The sequence below is a fragment of the Streptosporangium sp. 'caverna' genome (assembly GCF_003203775.1).
Classification (GTDB): domain Bacteria; phylum Actinomycetota; class Actinomycetes; order Streptosporangiales; family Streptosporangiaceae; genus Streptosporangium; species Streptosporangium subroseum.
On sequence record NZ_CP029711.1, the window covers coordinates 3512948 to 3529756 of the forward strand.

At 62.4% G+C, this 16809-nt stretch carries 13 protein-coding genes and 3 pseudogenes; 12 read left to right on the forward strand and 4 right to left on the reverse strand.

The window, feature by feature from the left end; translation table 11 throughout:
* Positions 1-283: 283 nt before the first annotated feature.
* Both DKM19_RS15480 and DKM19_RS15485 read left to right on the forward strand, forming a co-directional pair.
* Positions 284-473: pseudogene (locus DKM19_RS15480) on the forward strand (RtcB family protein); the annotation flags it as partial.
* A gap of 310 nt (positions 474-783) precedes the next feature.
* Complete coding sequence (locus tag DKM19_RS15485) at positions 784-2436, forward strand: ATP-binding protein (RefSeq protein ID WP_110696293.1); 1653 nt, start codon at positions 784-786, stop codon at positions 2434-2436.
* Positions 2437-2948: 512 nt separating this feature from the next.
* On the opposite strand, the gene DKM19_RS15490 is transcribed toward DKM19_RS15485, so the two are convergent.
* On the reverse strand, positions 2949-4838 hold the full coding sequence (locus DKM19_RS15490) for a hypothetical protein (protein ID WP_162641517.1): 1890 nt from the start codon (positions 4836-4838) through the stop codon (positions 2949-2951).
* A gap of 757 nt (positions 4839-5595) precedes the next feature.
* On the opposite strand from DKM19_RS15490, the gene DKM19_RS15495 reads away from it, so the two are divergent.
* The 3 genes and pseudogenes from DKM19_RS15495 to DKM19_RS15505 all read left to right on the forward strand — a co-directional run bounded on the left by DKM19_RS15495 (position 5596) and on the right by DKM19_RS15505 (position 7711).
* A complete protein-coding gene (locus DKM19_RS15495; RefSeq protein WP_110696295.1) occupies positions 5596-5823 on the forward strand; it encodes a hypothetical protein in 228 nt (75 codons plus the stop codon).
* Between the two features lie 305 nt (positions 5824-6128).
* Positions 6129-6464 (forward strand): annotated as a pseudogene (locus DKM19_RS15500) (transposase); the annotation flags it as partial.
* 14 nt (positions 6465-6478) lie between these two features.
* A complete protein-coding gene (locus tag DKM19_RS15505) occupies positions 6479-7711 on the forward strand; it encodes an MFS transporter (protein WP_110696296.1) in 1233 nt (410 codons plus the stop codon).
* A gap of 131 nt (positions 7712-7842) precedes the next feature.
* On the opposite strand, the gene DKM19_RS15515 is transcribed toward DKM19_RS15505, so the two are convergent.
* On the reverse strand, positions 7843-8289 hold the full coding sequence (locus DKM19_RS15515) for a cytidine deaminase (protein ID WP_110696297.1): 447 nt from the start codon (positions 8287-8289) through the stop codon (positions 7843-7845).
* Positions 8290-8393: 104 nt separating this feature from the next.
* Between DKM19_RS15515 and DKM19_RS15520 the strand changes: the two genes are divergently transcribed.
* Positions 8394-8603 (forward strand): MarR family transcriptional regulator, encoded by a 210-nt coding sequence (locus DKM19_RS15520; protein ID WP_110696298.1) that lies wholly within the window; start codon positions 8394-8396, stop codon positions 8601-8603.
* Positions 8604-8632: 29 nt separating this feature from the next.
* On the opposite strand, the gene DKM19_RS15525 is transcribed toward DKM19_RS15520, so the two are convergent.
* Complete coding sequence (locus tag DKM19_RS15525; RefSeq protein WP_110696299.1) at positions 8633-8908, reverse strand: hypothetical protein; 276 nt, start codon at positions 8906-8908, stop codon at positions 8633-8635.
* A 233-nt stretch (positions 8909-9141) separates the two neighbouring features.
* On the opposite strand from DKM19_RS15525, the pseudogene DKM19_RS15530 reads away from it, so the two are divergent.
* Together DKM19_RS15530 and DKM19_RS49460 are read left to right on the forward strand one after the other, a co-directional pair.
* Positions 9142-9969, forward strand: a pseudogene (locus DKM19_RS15530) (RtcB family protein); the annotation flags it as partial.
* A gap of 320 nt (positions 9970-10289) precedes the next feature.
* The gene (locus DKM19_RS49460) at positions 10290-10865 is read left to right on the forward strand and encodes a hypothetical protein (RefSeq protein WP_162641518.1); all 576 of its coding nucleotides are present in this window, start codon (positions 10290-10292) and stop codon (positions 10863-10865) included.
* 361 nt (positions 10866-11226) lie between these two features.
* Here the strand turns inward: DKM19_RS49460 and DKM19_RS49465 are convergent, their stop codons facing one another.
* Complete coding sequence (locus DKM19_RS49465; RefSeq protein ID WP_162641519.1) at positions 11227-11751, reverse strand: hypothetical protein; 525 nt, start codon at positions 11749-11751, stop codon at positions 11227-11229.
* A 654-nt stretch (positions 11752-12405) separates the two neighbouring features.
* On the opposite strand from DKM19_RS49465, the gene DKM19_RS15535 reads away from it, so the two are divergent.
* The 4 genes from DKM19_RS15535 to DKM19_RS15550 all read left to right on the forward strand — a co-directional run bounded on the left by DKM19_RS15535 (position 12406) and on the right by DKM19_RS15550 (position 16376).
* Complete coding sequence (locus tag DKM19_RS15535) at positions 12406-13398, forward strand: hypothetical protein (protein ID WP_110696300.1); 993 nt, start codon at positions 12406-12408, stop codon at positions 13396-13398.
* Between the two features lie 282 nt (positions 13399-13680).
* Complete coding sequence (locus DKM19_RS15540; RefSeq protein ID WP_110696301.1) at positions 13681-14649, forward strand: restriction endonuclease; 969 nt, start codon at positions 13681-13683, stop codon at positions 14647-14649.
* A 337-nt stretch (positions 14650-14986) separates the two neighbouring features.
* Positions 14987-15637 carry an HAD family hydrolase gene (locus DKM19_RS15545; protein ID WP_110696302.1) on the forward strand — a complete coding sequence of 217 codons (651 nt, stop codon included), beginning with the start codon at positions 14987-14989 and terminating at the stop codon, positions 15635-15637.
* A 265-nt stretch (positions 15638-15902) separates the two neighbouring features.
* Positions 15903-16376: a hypothetical protein gene (locus tag DKM19_RS15550; protein ID WP_162641521.1), complete on the forward strand. Its 474-nt coding sequence runs from the start codon at positions 15903-15905 to the stop codon at positions 16374-16376.
* Positions 16377-16809: the final 433 nt, after the last annotated feature.

A 16809-nucleotide genomic window follows, 5' to 3' on the forward strand; every position in this document is an offset into this window, starting at 1 on the left:
CGTTATGTCGGGCCAAGTTCTACAAGGGTGAGTTTGCGCCGCCACGGCGGCAGTATGACCGCGCAGTGACGTTTTCTCGCTGGTTCGGCTGATTCGATCGTTCGCTCTCCTAACCAGTTGTCCGGCCGGGCGCAGGGGAGTGACACCACAAGAACGCCTCCCGGCTCCTCGGCTCGCTCGACGGCGAAGCTGAGCGGGCTCCAACTGTTGCCCTGGTCGTAGGTCGGCTTGTGGCGGACACGCCAGCGGTAGACGATGCCATCGACGGTGATGAGCCGCGTGCCCTTGCAACCAGGATCTGCCGGATCGGAATCCGGTGGTGTTGGTCGGGGGCACGCCGCAGATGGACGCCTACCGCAGGGATCTGTTCTGGGCGCAGGACTACACGCGGCGCAACCGGGCGGTCATGATGGCCCTGGTCTGCGACGTGCTCCGGCGTCATCTTTGAACAACCGATCTCCTGCCATCACGACATCGCTTCAGGCAACAGGTTCGCGCCAGCCGCCTGAGCCGGTCTTTCGGCACCGTGACCTCGGTGATCGGGGGCCTGAACTGCCGGCGGCGGACGCTGCTTGCTCGTGGATGACGTGGACGTGGACATGCAGGGTGATCGCCGGGTCGGTGTGGCCGCGGCTCGACGTAATGGGGACGCTCCTCGCGGACCAAAAACGATCTATGAAGTATCTCCCCGGCGCACACAACAGTCTCTTTCGAGATACATACGCTTAAGGGATTGTTCGCCGTTTGGGCGGGTTGGACAGGTGGTGGGTAAGGGGGGCCGCCATGACGGCCGGCGACGACCTGGAGGACTGGGCGAGGTATGGGTTCAGCGAGGAACTCGTCAGAGCCCTGTTCCACGGTCTGCGCGTGGGTCTGTACGTGGTCAGCCATACGGGGAAGATCCTCCTGGTCAATCCGTATGCCGAGAGGCTGCTCGATCGTCCCGCACGGCAGTTGATCGGGGCTGATCCCCACGACCTGCTGCACCGCAACGCCGACGGAAGCCCGGTCCCCCGGGAGGACTGCCAGATTCTGGCCGCGTTTTCCGAGGGGGTGTACGTCCGCAGCGAGGAGGCGTGGTTCACTCGCGGATCCGGAGGCCTGGTCCCGGTGGGCGTGATGGCGGCTCCGCTCCCACTGGGCGCGAAGAAGGACATGGGCTCAGTGGTCCTGTTCTACGACCTGTCGCGGCACAAGGCCGTGGAACACAAGCAGGCGGCCGCCCTGGCGGCACTGGAGAAGCTGACCGACCGGTTGTCGCTGATGGCCGAGACCAGCACCGTGCTGGCCTCCACCCTGAAGGTGGATGAGGCACTGCGGCGGCTGTCTCGTCTGTTGGTGCCCCGGCTGGCCGACTGGGCGATAATCGACCTGCTCGGCCCCAGCGGCGACGGGGTGGACAGGGTGGCGGTCGTGGTCAAGCAGGGCCGGAGCGGTGTCGAGTGCAAGCAGTGGGAGGAGCCGCTTCCGGCGTTTCCGGAGACCTCCCAGGCGCCGATGGCGCGAGTGCTGCGCGGCGGTCCCGCGGTGCTGTTCGGCCCTGAGGACCTGGCCGAGCGAGTCGACCCGGAGGAGTGCAGTGTCCAGCGGCGGCGACCGTACGAGGAGTTGGGCGCCCATTCGCTCATTGTCGCGCCGCTGCGTACGCCGCGCCGGGTGCTGGGTGCGCTCACCCTGGCCCGGTACGAGACCTCCCCGGTGTACGACTCGGCCGATCTGTCCCTTATCGGCGACATCGCCAGCCGAGCCGGGCTCGCCGTGGACAACGCGGACATGTTCGAGGAGCAGAGTCGGTTCGCCTCCTCCACCTCTCACGAGCTCAGAACGCCGCTTGCCGGTCTCCGCGCCCGGCTCGAGGAGGCGGTGCTCTACCCCGCCGACGTCGACCCGCACGAGACCATCAGGGAGGCGCTGGCGGTCACCGATCGGCTGGAGACGATCGTCGACGACCTGTTGGTGTTGGCTCGGCTCCGAGCCGGAGGGCCGGCCGCGTACGAGGCGGTCGATGTCGGCGCGCTGGTGATGAAGGAGGTGACGGCCATGGCGGGTTGCGTGCCGGTCCACGTCGACGCGGGCCGGGATGTGAACGTTCTGGGCAACCGGATCCAGCTGATCCGGGTCATCGACAATCTCCTGGTCAATGCCCGGCGACACGCCGACAAAAGGGTCGAGGTCACCGTGGGACGGGTGGAGGGCTCGGCCGTCATCATCATGTGCGACGACGGTGCTGGAATCGCGCCGCAGGATCGAGAGCGCGTCTTCGAGCGCTTCGTCCGACTGGACGAGGGCCGGCGCAGGGAGCCGGGAGGTACAGGGCTCGGCCTGGCCATCTCGCGCGACATCGCCCACGCCCACAACGGGACCCTCACGATCGAAGACTCACCGCGTGGTGCCCGGTTCGTCCTCCGGCTTCCGCTGACAGACAGGCGTCCGTAGCCTTCGCGGACCTCCGGCCATCATCGAGCGGCGGCTCAGGCGTGGGTCGCCTTTGGACGACAGGACTTCACCGGGGAAAGGATCACGAGTCTGTGAAGCCGGCAGGTTGGAGGGTCGAGGGGAGTCAGCGAGCACACCAGGCGGGCTCCGCGCCGCGACCGCAGCTCGACCTCACCACGATCGCCCACCAGGGCGACCGCTCGGAGGCCGTCCCACTTCGGTTCGAAGATGCACCGCCCCCCGGGGCCGGTGGGAGGTGGTTCACGGCTCGGGCCAGCATCGGCTCGACGAGCCCCCGAACCCGCACGACGATTCCGTAGAGGGTGACGGCTTCCTGGACAGGGGCCGCTCTTTGGTCAGACTGTCAACGCAACTTTGGTTGACGATGATTCGAACTAATCGAAGACTCGAAATGAAGGATCGCGTGAATTCGGAGCGCGGGCCGCGCCCCTGGGTGCAGTCTGAGGTCCCAGGGGCGCGGCTGCGTCAGTTCGACCGCGACCTTCCCGTGCCTAATTCTTCGGCACGTACAGCCGGATGTTGTCGATGCGGGCCTGGCCCTCACCGACGTTCGTGTACGGCTCACCGATGACGAAGTAGTCGGGGTAGGCCGAGCCGGCCGGCCACTGGTTGTCCCACGTCTTGGAGCCGAACGCGCCCTGCGCGGTGTGCGACGTGTTGAACTGGCCGTTGTACTCGCCGGCGTCCACGTTGTAGTGGAAGATCGGGACGTTCGCCCCGATCACGCCGGCGTCGTCGTCGATGAAGCCCCGGGTGAACCGGTAGGTCTGCTTGCCGACGTTCTTGAAGACGCCGCTGACCTCCATCGTGTAACCCGCCGGGGTGCGCTCGATGGCGAACGCGTAGTCCTTGTGGGGCATCAGCTCGGGCTGCAGCTCCACGGCCGACTTCTGCACGCCGGAGACCGGCCGACGGTCGCAGCTCGTCACGAACGTCTGCGACTGACCGAGTGAACCCGTGAAGTAGAGCATGTTCACCGTGGTCTTGTTGCTTTGGTCCCAGGGGTACTTCTCACCGGTCAGCGAGTTGCAGACGTCGTAGCCGTTCGTGTTCCGGGATGGGGCCGGGCTGAACTGGTCCATCAGCACCTTGCGGTGCCAGTGGTACATCGCCAGGTTCCGGGGCATCGCCGGGAAGTCCAGGATCGACATGTAGTGGAACGCGTTGTACGCCTCGTTGCTGTCCTCCCGCACGGAGTGTGTGGCGCAGGGGTCGGCCGGGTCGATGTCGTTCGGGTCGCCGACCCAGGGGTAGAACGTCTTGCACTCCCCGAGGGTGTACCCGTTGTACTTGCCGTCGTAGAACAGCGAGCCGTTACGCAGGCCGCCGAAGTCGAGCGTCTTGAGCTCGTACTCGATGCGGTAGTACTTCGGCAGCGGCTCGGTGTTGCGGATGATCGCGCCACCCGTGTAGTTAGGCACGTTGATCTTGGCGACGGCGCCTACGGTGTCCAGCTTCTCCGTCGAGATCGACGGACGTTCGGCGGGGTCGGTGTAGCTGTCGTCGACCCGCCCGCCGCTCTCACGCGTGGAGAGGGACGCCGTGAGCCAGCCGTCCTTGCCGAACTCGGTCTCCTGCCGGTAGGTCCGCATGGTCGCCATCGACGCGTCGAACTCGGGACCGAGCTGAAGGCGGTAGAGGTCGCCGTTGTCGTCGTTGAAGTCGTCGACCGGATCGCTGTAGTCGTCGAGCACCCACGGGCTGGCCTCGGTGCGGATCTTCTTGCTGAACGGCTCGTCGTACTTGAGCCTCCAGCGAATGGGGGTGGGTTCCGGATCGGGATCGGCGGCCGCGCAGGGCGGGGTCACGCCGTCGTCGTTCTGAATGATCGCCAACTTCACGCTGTGGAAGGTCACCCCGGTCGTGCCCGCCTCGACGCGGAAGTCGGCGCCGCCGTTCTCGCGGTTGGCGAACCGGGCGTCCATCAGCTCGAAGCCCGCCGTCTTCCACGTGTTCGACCCGGTGCGGTTCACCGAACCCGTCCCGGCGTACGCGCTGCTGGTCGAGTCGTACTGGACGCGGAATGTGGCCCCGCCCTCGTCGAAGTACTCGACCTGCAGGCACGCGACGAACGCGCCATCGAAGGCGACCGCGTCGTCGACCTGGAAGTACATGTGCTGCGCCGGTGCCGAGGTCTGCACGGTCTTGCGTGCGCTCCGCTCGCCGACCGTCACGGGTGCGGTCGTGCCGTCACCCTGCTCGATCTGGCGGAGACCGTTCTCCTCGTTGACCTCGCCCAAGATGATCGAGGCGCTGGGCCCGTCCGCGGCGGCCGACGTCGCGGCCGGTATCGCGGCGAGGAGCAGAGATGCCCCCAGGGTGATCACGCTCAGGGCCGCCACGGCCGAGCGACGTCTGCGATTGCGAGTTGTTGCTCTCATTGCGCTTCCTTCTTCGTTGAGCAAGGCGTCCGTTCGTGCCGCTCCGGGCCTTGGGGCCGCGCGTGAGGCGCGGCCCCCGTCACGGGTGCCGATGTGCGCTGGTTCGGTTCACTCGTCGGTCACGCTCGCGCGCGGTAACTCCTTCCCGCCACCATCGGTGAGCACGAGGGTCGCGGTCGCACCGGACCCGACAGGTGCCGAGAGTTCGTGCGAGACGTACGCGTCACCCGTGAGTCGCACTCGTCAGCGTGCTTCCGGTCGAGTCGTCGACCAGGGCGGCCGTCACGTCCTGGCCGATGAGGGTTGTGAAGCTGTGCCTGCGGACGCCACCGTCTCCAGCGGCTCGAACGCCTTGGTCGTACTCGACGACTTCCTCATCGTCGGCATTCCTGTGTCACCATTCGAATAACTCGAATCCTCTTCGATTTGTTACGTGATCACAGCCTTTATAAATGCGATACACCTTGTCAAGGGTTTTGATTCGTGGACTTTCCCGGCTGATCGACGGATTCCTCACCGGGCATTCGAGCATGTCGAATCGACGGTTCATCTCGACACCGGCGTGGGCCGTCGACGGTCGCGGTCACGGTGACGGGCACCGCGGCAACTGGTTACGCCGCTTGTCGCAAGGGAGGACAGACTCCCGCCGCACGTCGAGCGCTCCCGCCGCACGTCGAGCGCGAGCCCGGTCACCGGCGGGCGGCGTTCGGAGGACGTCAGGCGCACGCTTGCTCGTGCCAACCCTGAGGTTCACTCGGTGGACCTGGCCACCAGCTGCGTTGTCAACGGCCAGTTGCTAAGTGAATCAGAACAACTTGAGGAGGGCCTTGAATTAATTATGAAAGGTCTCCAGATCGCTGTAGAGCGGGATTTGCTCGATCTCGTCCGCGTGGCAATAATGCTCCTCCGTAACCTCTATCAGCAGAACCCTTCGGAGGTCGCGGAGGCGTGGCGCAAGGCGACCTCAATTGAACCGCCGGAGTGAATGATGCAGTGATCATCTTGGCTCAGAAGGTGGACCCGTCCATCAAGCAAGCGAAAGCCTTCAGCCAGCCCCAAGCCACGCCGCACGCCCGATCCCTAATTGCGAGGAGGATTGGTAATGGCGTTCCAGGGTCTTTTGATGACGGGCGGCCAGGTGCTGGGCGTGGCGGGCGTAGAAGCCGTTGCCGTCTTCTCGGTAGTCGGTATTGCTAGCCATGACCGCTTGAGAGCGCCCAACAGAATGGGCTCTGCTGTGCTTTGATCTCTCGCTATGACAACGGCGAGAGGGGTGGGCAGGTGGCGCGGCTGAAGCCCTGGGAGGTCAGCGACGAGTTGTGGGCGGTCATCGAACCACTGCTGCCCGAACATCAGCGTCGAGCCCGTTGGCCAGGACGTAAGCGGCTGGATGACCGCCTCGCTCTGCAGGGCATCTTGTTCGTGCTCTACACCGGCATCGCCTGGGAGCACCTGTCCCAAGAGATGGGGTACGGCTCGGGCATGACGTGCCGGCGGCGGCTGAACGAGTGGAACAGGGCCGGCCTCTGGCAACGCCTGCACGAGGTGCTCCTGGCCAGGCTGCGTGCGGCCGATGCCCTCGACTTCTCCCGGGCCGCGGTGGGCTCCTCCCACGTCGGAGCTTTAATAGGGTAGATCAGATGCCCCCCGTTTTCCGTCGTTACGTCATCGCCGACGGCTTCAGCCAGTCCGGCACCCAGGTCACGCGCGTGGCCCTCCCTCTGGTCGCGTTGCTGGTGCTCGGCGCGGGCCCGTTAGAGCTTGGCCTGCTCGGCGCGGCCCAGATGATCGGTTTCCTCCTTTTCGGGCTGCCCGCCGGCGTGTGGGTGGACCGGTTGCGCAGGAAGCCCATCCTGGTGACGGCCGACGTGCTGCGCGCGGTGTCCCTGGCCTCCATCCCGATCGCCGCGCTGTTCGACGCGCTCACGCTGGCGCAGCTCTACGCGGTCGCCGTGATCGTCAGCATCGGCACGGCCTTCTTCGACGTCGCCCACATGAGCTTCCTGCCCTCCATCGTGACCAAGGAGCAGCTGCCCAAGAGCATGGGAACCCTGGAGTCCGTGCGCAGCCTCGCCGTGCTCTTCGGCCCGGGGTTCGGCGGCTGGCTCGTGCAGGTGCTCACGGCGCCCATCGCCATCGTGGTCGACGCGGTCAGCTACATGATCTCCGCCACCCTGCTGGCGACCGTCAAGGCCAAGGAGACCCCCTCCGGGGGGCGCGTGAGCCTGATGGAGGGCCTGCGCTACGTGCTCGGCCACCCCGTCCTGCGCCTGATCGGCCTCGTCGGCGCCATGAACATGTTCGTCAGCGGCATCTTTGCCATCGTCCAGCCGTTGTACCTGGTCAACGAGCTGGGCGTGAGCGCGGCGGGCTACGGCCTGATGGTCTCGGGCGCGGGGGCGGGCGGCCTGCTCGGCGCGCTCCTCGCGTCACGCGTGATCGCCCGCTTCGGTCACGGCCCCACGATCTGGGGCACAGCCGTCCTCATGCTGCCGCTCTTCGTGATCGTCGCCTTCACGGGACCCGGCTGGCGGCTCGCCCTGTACCCGATCGGCATGGCGCTCGTCTTCCTGGTCGCGGTCATGAATGACATCGCCCAGGGCAGTTACCGCCAGGCGATCTGCCCAGAAGCCCTGCGTGGCAGGATGAACGCCAGCCTCCGCTTCATCATGTGGGGTTCGCTGCCGCTCGGCGGTCTCGTCGGCGGGCTGCTGGGCGAGGCCATCACCGTTCACCAGCTCCTGTGGATCGCCTGCCTCGGCACCGCGGCGGCCCACCTACCCTACGTGCTGGCTCCCGCCGTACGAAAGCTCAAGCTCACGGACGACGGCGGCCGTGTGGACGCCGACGCCAAGGAGGACAGCCGCGCGTAGGTCGTCGGGGGCCTCGACGTCGCGCCTGACCGAGTCGATGTCGTCGAGGCACAGCTCCTTGGCGCCGCCCGCCAGATGCTTGGCCCTCGACTCGCCGCCGAAACGCGATGTGAACGGCGCTCTCGAGGATGTCAGGAGTAGTGGAGTTGGGGAGGAGGCCAGGCGCCGTCGTCCGTGAACTGCGATCCCCAATAGAACGGGTTGACCTCTCGCAGAGTGCGGGCGCACCACCCGGCGGGGCTGGTTCGGTCCGGCACACCGACCTCGACGTCAGGCCCCCACAGGGCCAGACGCTCCTGGCAGATGCCGCATGGGGGAAGAACGAGTATCTGCTCGCGCCCGGGAATCCGGCAGACGCACACCGACGCTGTGACTTTCCGGTTCAGCGTGTACGCCTGGCAGATGGCTCCGGTCTCCTGGCAGAGGGACACTCCACCGTTCAGATTGTCGAAACCGACGCTGGTAAGGATTTCCCCGTCGTCCAGGTAGACAGCCGCCGCACCGCCCTGCTCGTCGGCGGGCCATCGACGGTCCATCTGATCGATCGCCGCATCTACCAGCCGCTGGTCGAGATACATGCCCGACAGCCTGGCACATTCTTATGAGATCATCGAAGGCAACCCCGCCGGCAAGGGATTGGCTCGCTGACCAGGACGAAGCCGAATCGATCGCACCACCTCCCGTGTTACCGGACCACCCCGCCTACCAGCAGATTCTGGCCGTTTTCGCCAACGTCGGCGGCTCCCTGCGCGCTCGCGACCTGTGTGAGGCTTTGGACCTGCCCATCGTGTCGAAGAGCACCGAGAACATCCGTTCCAAGCTCAAACGCCTGGTCCGCTGCGGCATCCTCGTCGAGACCGAGCCGGGGTTGTTCTCTCAACCGCGCCCGTAGCCCGGCAGCGAGTCTCTGACCAGCCCGCCTTACCTAACCTCAACGACGAAAAGGACGTCAACTCGCGAACCGCCCTCTGATGAGTTGGCAAATGCCAGAGCCCCGCCGCCTGCGCTTGGCGACGGGGCGCAGGAGGTGCAGGGGCGGACCCGGTCGCCGGTCAGCCGCTTCGGTTCCTCGGTGTCGACGAAGCGGGCGCCCATCGGTGCGGTGACCACGTGCACCTGCCAGCCGTCGTGCTGGGCGAGGTCGGCCGCGGGCGGAGCGGCGCATGCGACCACGTACAGCACTCCGGGCGTTTCCATACCGCGTGATCCTCAATCAAGGCGGGGCTGGGCAATGGCGGTGGTGAAAGGAATCCAGCACAGGGAATGGGATTCGGCGTTTTGAAAGTGAAGAGGTATCGAGGCTGTTCAAAGGCGGTGTGCGGTGGGCGGGGGATCTTTATTGAGTTGCGGGGTGGGGTGGGGGTCTGGCGTTATTGACCTTGTGTTGGCCTTGTTGGGAGGTCTGCCGGCCGGAGGGAGGCGATGTGGGGATGTCGTACAACGAGGTGCTGGGCGGGCGTGTGCGGATCCGCATGTGGGCCGACCCGGCCGAGGTTGAGTCGAATGTCATGCAGCAGTTGCGCAATGTGGCGAACCTGCCGTGGGTGCAGGGGGTCGCGGTGATGCCGGATGTCCATCACGGGATGGGTGCGACGGTGGGTTCGGTGATCGCGATGCGGGATGCGGTGTCGCCGGCGGCGGTCGGGGTGGACATCGGATGCGGGATGACCGCGGTGAAGACCTCGTTCAAGGCCGACAGCCTGCCGGATGATCTGGGGTATCTGCGTTCGAAGTTGGAGCAGGCGGTTCCGGTGGGGTTCGGCAAGCATCAGCGGCCGGTCGATCCGACGAAGTTGCATGGGCTCAAGACCGCTGACTGGGCGGGTTTCTGGGCGGACTTCGAGGGCTTGGCCTCGGCGGTGCATCCGAAGCGGGAGCGCGCGGAGACCCAGATGGGCACTCTGGGCGGGGGGAACCATTTCCTGGAGGTCTGCGCCGACGATGAGGGTGTGGTCTGGGTGGTGTTGCATTCGGGATCGCGCAACATCGGCAAGGAGCTGGCGGAGTTCCACATCGGGCAGGCGCAGCGACTGCCGCACAACCAGGATCTGCCGGATCGGAATCTGGCGGTGTTCGTCGGGGGCACGCCGCAGATGGACGCCTACCGCAGGGATCTGTTCTGGGCGCAGGACTACGCGCGGCGCAACCGGGCGGTCATGATGGCCCTGGTCTGCGACGTGCTCCGGCGTCACCTGTCGGGCATCACCTTCGAACAACCGATCTCCTGCCACCACGACATCGCTTCAGGCAACAGGTTCGCGCTAGCCGCTTGAACCGGCCTCTCGGCCCTGCGTTCTCGATGATCAAGGTCTTGAACTGCGGGAACTCCCGTGATCTTCGGTAAGAGCGCTCTGCTCCCGGTGATCAGAACACACGAAGCACCCCTGATCGGCGACAAGTTTCATTACAAGTTCAAGGCGCGTGCCGCCTGCGGCGTCCCGCGCGTGGGCGGTCGCTGGCCGCGCTGCGGCTCTTCGGCCGGTCGCGGCCAGCACCGCCCACGCGCCCAGTCACCAGGTAGGACGGGCCAGAAGAAAAGGCGCACCAATCAGCATAAACACCGCTAAGCTTGCACGCCATGAGCTGGTCACTGAGCCGCCTTAAGCCTCGTGAGCCAGAATTGCTTGATGCGACATTCTTATCGGCTGGACGAGCGCTCTATCTGGCTAACGAATTCGAGTCGAAATGCCAATTTGTGTTAAGAATCTCGAATCTCATTTCGGTCGTGCAAGATGATCCAGTTCTGAGCCTACAAGAGGCAATTTCATCGCTTCCTAGAGAAAAAATGCTGGGGGCTACGCTGAAGGACCTTACCCAACACACGTTGGGAGGTTTCGACTCCGAGGATATCGATGTTCTAGACAAAGCGCGGAAGGCTCGGAATTTCATTGCTCACGAAGGCGTAGCGATTGGGGCGATGTGGGTTGCAAGAAGCAATAAAATCCTGGATCACATAATTCGCCTGCGTGCTGCCGTAACAGATCTGGCGCATGGAGATAACATTATTTCGCAGTGGTGTCACGGCATCGAAGAACCAAAAGAGCCTCTGCCAAGATTCTTCGTCGAAGCGTATCCATCGATGATCGATAACTGGGTCTTTGGTCACTTTGGCGAACTGCTCGATGTCCTTGATTCCGGTGGCTCATCAGATTAAGGAGAATAAGCTGGATGCACGGCCGAGCAGCAGCGCCAGCGCCCGACCACAGCTCTCCGTTTCACTCATCTAGTGATCGGGTTGAGGCCGTGACGATCGCCGGCTTCGGTTCTCGCCATAGGGGCTGGGGCGATCGGCTGCCGCGGACCGACTTCGTCGGTCCTTGCCACTGGATGACCGGGCTGGTCGAGCGTGCTGGGAAGCGGTGGGTGCGTGGCGCGCGTGGACAACGCAGCATCCTGTGCTCTTGACATGCGTCCCGCCCCACCTAATCCCGCCACTTCGCCCGTCCGCCTCATACGGAAGCCAATCTACTGCTTCCGGATCGTTTGGCGGTAGTCGCCTATATTCAAGGCGTGCCCTAATTCTCAGATTCTCGTTTCTGTGTTTCGCGACGACCGGTCCTTGGCTTTCCCTCCAGATAATAGCTGGACCAGTTGAGGATCGAACCGGCTATACGAGAGAATTCTCGACCAAGATTTCGCAATTCGTCGACTTCGAAAGATGCCTGATTTAGGCTGCCGGTCTTGCGATTCTTGGTCCAGGTCACATCCCGTTCATCTCCTATGACGCGAAGCCCATGAACATGCCGGTTCCTTTGAGGAAAGGCCGTGCGGCATTGACTTATTATCACCGTCATCTCCTGTGCTGCCTCGTCGCTAAAAGGTCCTGCTTCAACGATGCGCTTGATTACATCCAAACTGCCAGATGCAGATAGGCTGGCAGTCACAAGGGGTGTGTACGGGTTTTTAATCAGGCGTCGAATGGCCTGATCAAGAAAGAACTCCACCATTGCAGCGTTTCGGACCATATATCCGAGGGCCGCATCAGTTTCTTCCTGACGATCGCTAAGGTTTGGGGAGTTGGGAGTTATATCAGATGCCATGCGTGCATTATGTCGGATGTCGAGCGCCTTCGCGCGTGATTACGAGAAACCCTACGCAGTGATGCATGTGTACAGCTATGTTAAGAAGTGGTCAGTTCACGAGGTCCATCGCTGAAGACAACAGCCCAGATCGCTGCTGCCTAGGCTGTACGGATCGCTGATTTCGAGCCTCGCCTCGGACGCCGATCCTCTCTTTCGTTGGTACTCAGGACGGCCGCCATGGTTAAGGTGATGCGAGCTGACGACAACGTCAGCCACCAGGAGCTCGAAACGGCAGTCATTCGCCACCGCTGACCTCGTCTCGGGTCATCGGCGCTAGGGCAGTCGGCCGCCTGAAAAGTGGAAGGTCGGCGGTTCGACCTCGCCCCTGATCACATCATCTGAGCAGCGAAAATGCTCTGAGTCGATCATGGCCTGGGGCTTTTTGATCTCCGGTGACAGCAACACTGACGGCCTGCTACTCATCACTGAAGCCGTGATTGATCGGCTTTGTTGGCGTACAGCCCTCAATCTGTCGAACATCTCGGCTATCTTGCTCCTAGCATCCGAAGCCAGCTACGGCGTTGTTTGTTATGTAAAGGGGAAGCAGCGCACGAGGCTCGCGACCTTGCGTGTGCTCTAGGGATTGTTCATTGATCGATACAAGGGGCCGTTGTGGAGTTCAGGAAGAAAACGATCGGCCAGATAGCCGACATGATTTGCGGAAACGCTCCGGATGCAGAACCGTTCTTTGTTTATCGAAGCAGCTACTATCTGACTGAATTCTTTCAGGAAATCGAGACCGAATATCGGCACGACGGATCGACGCGCAAGTTTTGGGTGTCTGATGTTCTCGCTGAGATACTTGCTGAGCCGCGACCAGGTGTAAATGCTCTTCCTGAAACATTTCTACGAGTTATTCGCAGGCTTATGGATCAGGAAGATGCTAAGGATGAGGAGTCGCGTCGGCCGGGAGCTCTGACTCTCTTAAATGCTGCACTTCAGCGTGAGGGCTTCGAGGCATTCTATGGTACGGATAAGCAGTGCTACCTCCGACACATAGCGACTAATGCCGTTGCTGCGCCGCCGCCCAGTCCGCATCGCCCTTTTTCGGATGCGGAACTCAAGCGGCGTGAGCAATTGCTTGCGTACCTTGAGACTGCGTCTGAAGACTCGTTGATCGAAGAAGTTTTACTCCCATTATTCCGCCAGTTGGGCTTCCATCGCATCACCGCTGCTGGCCACAAAGATAAGGCTCTTGAGTATGGCAAGGACGTGTGGATGAAGTACGTCCTTCCTACACAACATGTCCTTTACTTTGGGATCCAAGCGAAGAGGGGGAAACTTGATTCTTCAGGAGTCAGCAAGACTGGAAACGCAAACATCGCGGAAATTCATAATCAAGCACTAATGATGCTTGGTCACGAGATATTTGACCCCGAGATTGGCAAGCGTGTTCTTGTCGACCATGCATTTATTATTGCCGGTGGCGAGATTACGAAGGCGGCTCGGAACTGGCTGGGCAATGCTTTGGACGCTTCAAAGAGGAGCCAGATCATGTTCATGGATCGAGAGGACATTCTCAATCTATTTGTTGTAACGAACCTTCCGCTTCCGAGTTCGGCATGGCCGACTGCAAAACCTCTGCCGGACGAGCCGCCCTTCTAATCGCCACTTATCGGCCGGGTTGTGTCCACGTACGTGACGTACAGCAGCGGGATACAGCAACGCTGCCTTACGCGATTACACGTCACTGGCCCGCACCCACCACTTGAGCAGGGCAAATAGCCTTCTACGTCGTGACCGGCTCCTGTTTGCAAGCAGGCAGTCAAGCTACCATGCAATTTCGACATCGGACTCATGAATGTAGATTAAGACAGAGTGATCAGGGCCGTGGATAGAACCGGGGGCCAATAACTGTACGGATCGGCGCGATAGAGAGGAATATCGATGCGGGGAACACCATCGTGGCGGCAGTATCAGCATGACGTCGCCGATCTCCTGACAGAGTTGGGCTTCGATACCCAGGTTGAGGAGAAGATCGCCTCCCGACGAGGAACGACTCACGCGGTCGATGTGTCCGCTCGCCGTACTGTCGCGGGCGTGTGCGTGTTATGGGTGGTTGAGTGCAAGCTATGGCGTAGCCGAGTTGGCAAGGAGAAGGTCGCCGCGCTCATCGCCATCTGCGAGGACCTTGGCGCTGACCGCGGCTTGCTGATGTCGGAGACTGGTTTCCAATCCGGGGCGTTGCAAATGGCGACGGGACGGAGCATCACTCTCACTAATTTGGAAGATTTGCGGGCCAATGCCGCCGCTGACCTGCTGGCGGCCCGGCAACGGCAGGCCGAGCGGCGACTACTAGACCTAGAGGCGAAACTTCGGGAGTGGCATCCCAAGCCTTTGTTCGAAGGGGCAGAGTTTCTTCTGATCATTTACCTTTTGGCGCCCGAGGAAAATAAGAATAGCTTCACTATGGAGCCAGATGCGACTTTCTTTGACACGGATCAGGAATTCACGGGAATGGTCAACCAGTTGTCCGGTATTACTCCATCGGAGAAACGCCTCCCTAAGGGGGCTATGGCTCGCTTCATGAAGGAGCGGTGGAAAAGCGGAGCCGACGAAAAGGAAGTTGCCCGCCTAGCTAAAATAGTTAGTGAATGCCGGGCTCTCTTGGACCGGGGCGCTCTCGGACACTGGCCTGTAATACTCAATGACCAGGAGGGCAAGAGACGGGCCGCATGGAGGATGGAACACCTGCTCGGATTGATAGAGCTCTGGCTGACCGATTTGGAACAGCAAGCCAATGCCCAAAGCGAGCGGGTTAAGGCCGCACACCCTCGTGACACCATTGCGAGCCGGATAAGAGCCGGTGGCCCGCAACCTGCCGCGCGGCCATTTGTGCCTGAATTTGATACTTAGCATTCAGACGTTGCAGGGCACTTGGCCTGTGTGAGTGATGAACCGATCCAGGAATGTTGGTTTGGTAAGCGAGTCTCCCAATATCCTCAGCTCCTTCTGTACGAGGACAGGGCACACTCAGGGCACCTGGGCATGAGAAGCAGCACGAAACGATGAGAACCGGTGAACACTAAAGTGCAGTTCATCAGGGGCATCAGACAGTAACCGCAGGTCAGCCACCATGACGGATAAGATCCTGACGTTCTGAGCTGCCAGTCTTTGAGATCGGTTTCTGACTGCGTGAGGAATCCTCGCACCACACAAGTTCGGGGTGACGACCTGATTAGGGTGGGTTGTCGTGCAGCCACTCGCGCTTTTCGACCTGGACAACACCCTCGTCAACCTGGACGAGGCGTTCCAGGTGTGGGCCGGAGAGTTCGCCGACGAGCATGGTCTGGGGCGTGAGGCGGTCGATTGGCTGATCGCTCTGGACCGGGCCGGCTACCCGCACCGTGAGGTCTTCTTCACCAAGGCCCGCGACCACTTCGCCCTGCCCGAGCTGGTGGATGGGCTGTGGAGCCGTTATCGCCAGCGGATGCCGTACCTCGTCCGCTGCCGACCTGAAGTGATGGACGGGCTGTCACAGCTCCGCGCGTCGGGTTGGCGAGTGGCGATCGTCACCAACGGGACGGCGGATAATCAGCTCGGCAAGATCCAGCGCACCGGACTGGTCGAGGCCGTAGACGCCTATGCGCTTTCGGGAATCGAGGGCATTCGCAAGCCCGACACCGGCCTGTTCGAGATCGCCGCCAAGCGCTGCGGCGTGGATCTCGCAGACGGGGGATGGATGGTCGGTGATCACCTCATCGCAGATATCGGCGGGGGACAGGCCGCGGGTCTGCGAACCGTCTGGATCGATCGGGGTACGTGGCCGGGTCATGAGCATGATGCGGATCATGTCGTTACTGACGTGCTCCAGGCGATAGAGATTCTGCAAGCGGCGCGGTAGCCGGTACAGGCCTTTGGGCAGCGCGAACGGTGATCTTGCTAACGCGGGTGCTAACACTGGTCCTGGACGACCCTGGACACGCCTGGACTTCTGGACCCTGCCGACCCCGTCCGATCAGGAACGTGAGACAACGGTGGACGGTCCTGGACGATCGTCCTTTAACTCGTGATGAAGTGGTCGCACGTGGAGTCATGACCGTGGTGTATCCAAAGACAGCTACGACGCACCTGTTGAGCGAACGTGTGGGCGCACTAAGCTGTTGATCGTGAAGCGCTTGACGATCGCGGTGCTCGTGGTTGCTTGTGCATGGGTCGGTGCTCTGATCGCTCCTGCCGCTTTCTTCGTGCTGACCTATGGGTGCAATTCTGACGATGACCGGCTTGGCGCCTCCCTGGCCACCCTCGGCATCTTCGACGCCCGTCCGGTAAACGCGACACCGCAGGGGGAACGCAGCAGCTCTTGTGAAAATGACGATCGGATCACGACCGTCGGGCAGACCTACCGTCCCACGGGCTCGCGAGCCGACGTGTTGTCCTTTTACCGAGACATCGCGATCGAGGACGGATGGGTGCCCCCTTCGGAGGATGACGGTGAAGATGTGGACTGCTTCATCAAGTCCGTCGACGGGAGGGACGTTGAACTCTCGGTGGGGTTTGTGGGTGCGACGGGAGAGAAGCACGGCGATGACTATGAGGTACTCGTAAGCTCTTCCATGGACGGCGGGGGCTGGTGTTCGTGAGCTCTTTCCTGACTGGCGGGGGCCGACGTCGACACCGCGGAGTCTCTAAACGCTTCGAGACCCCATCGCCAGCTACGCGACGAGGGGCTGACGACAACGGTGACGACAACATCAGCCACCACAGGCACATGGCGGCAGCCGTCCACAGCCTTCCGGCCTCGTGTCCGTTGAGTGGAGCAGGATGGTCGCTCCACTTGAAAAACGGACGGTCACTCTCCCGGGCTGTTCCCCGCGCCTCGGGCCCTGACGGCTCTGTGATCCGGGTCGTATTGCCAGCGGGAAACTCGGTGGCCATCTTCGTGGACGCGATGCATTCTCGAAATGATCAAGCAAGCTGTCAGATCATAACGGCCATAGAAGCAGGTCAACCGACCACAAGCCCGGATGTGCTACCCGTCTCCTAATGCGGGTGTCTTAAGTTGACGCGCCCTCG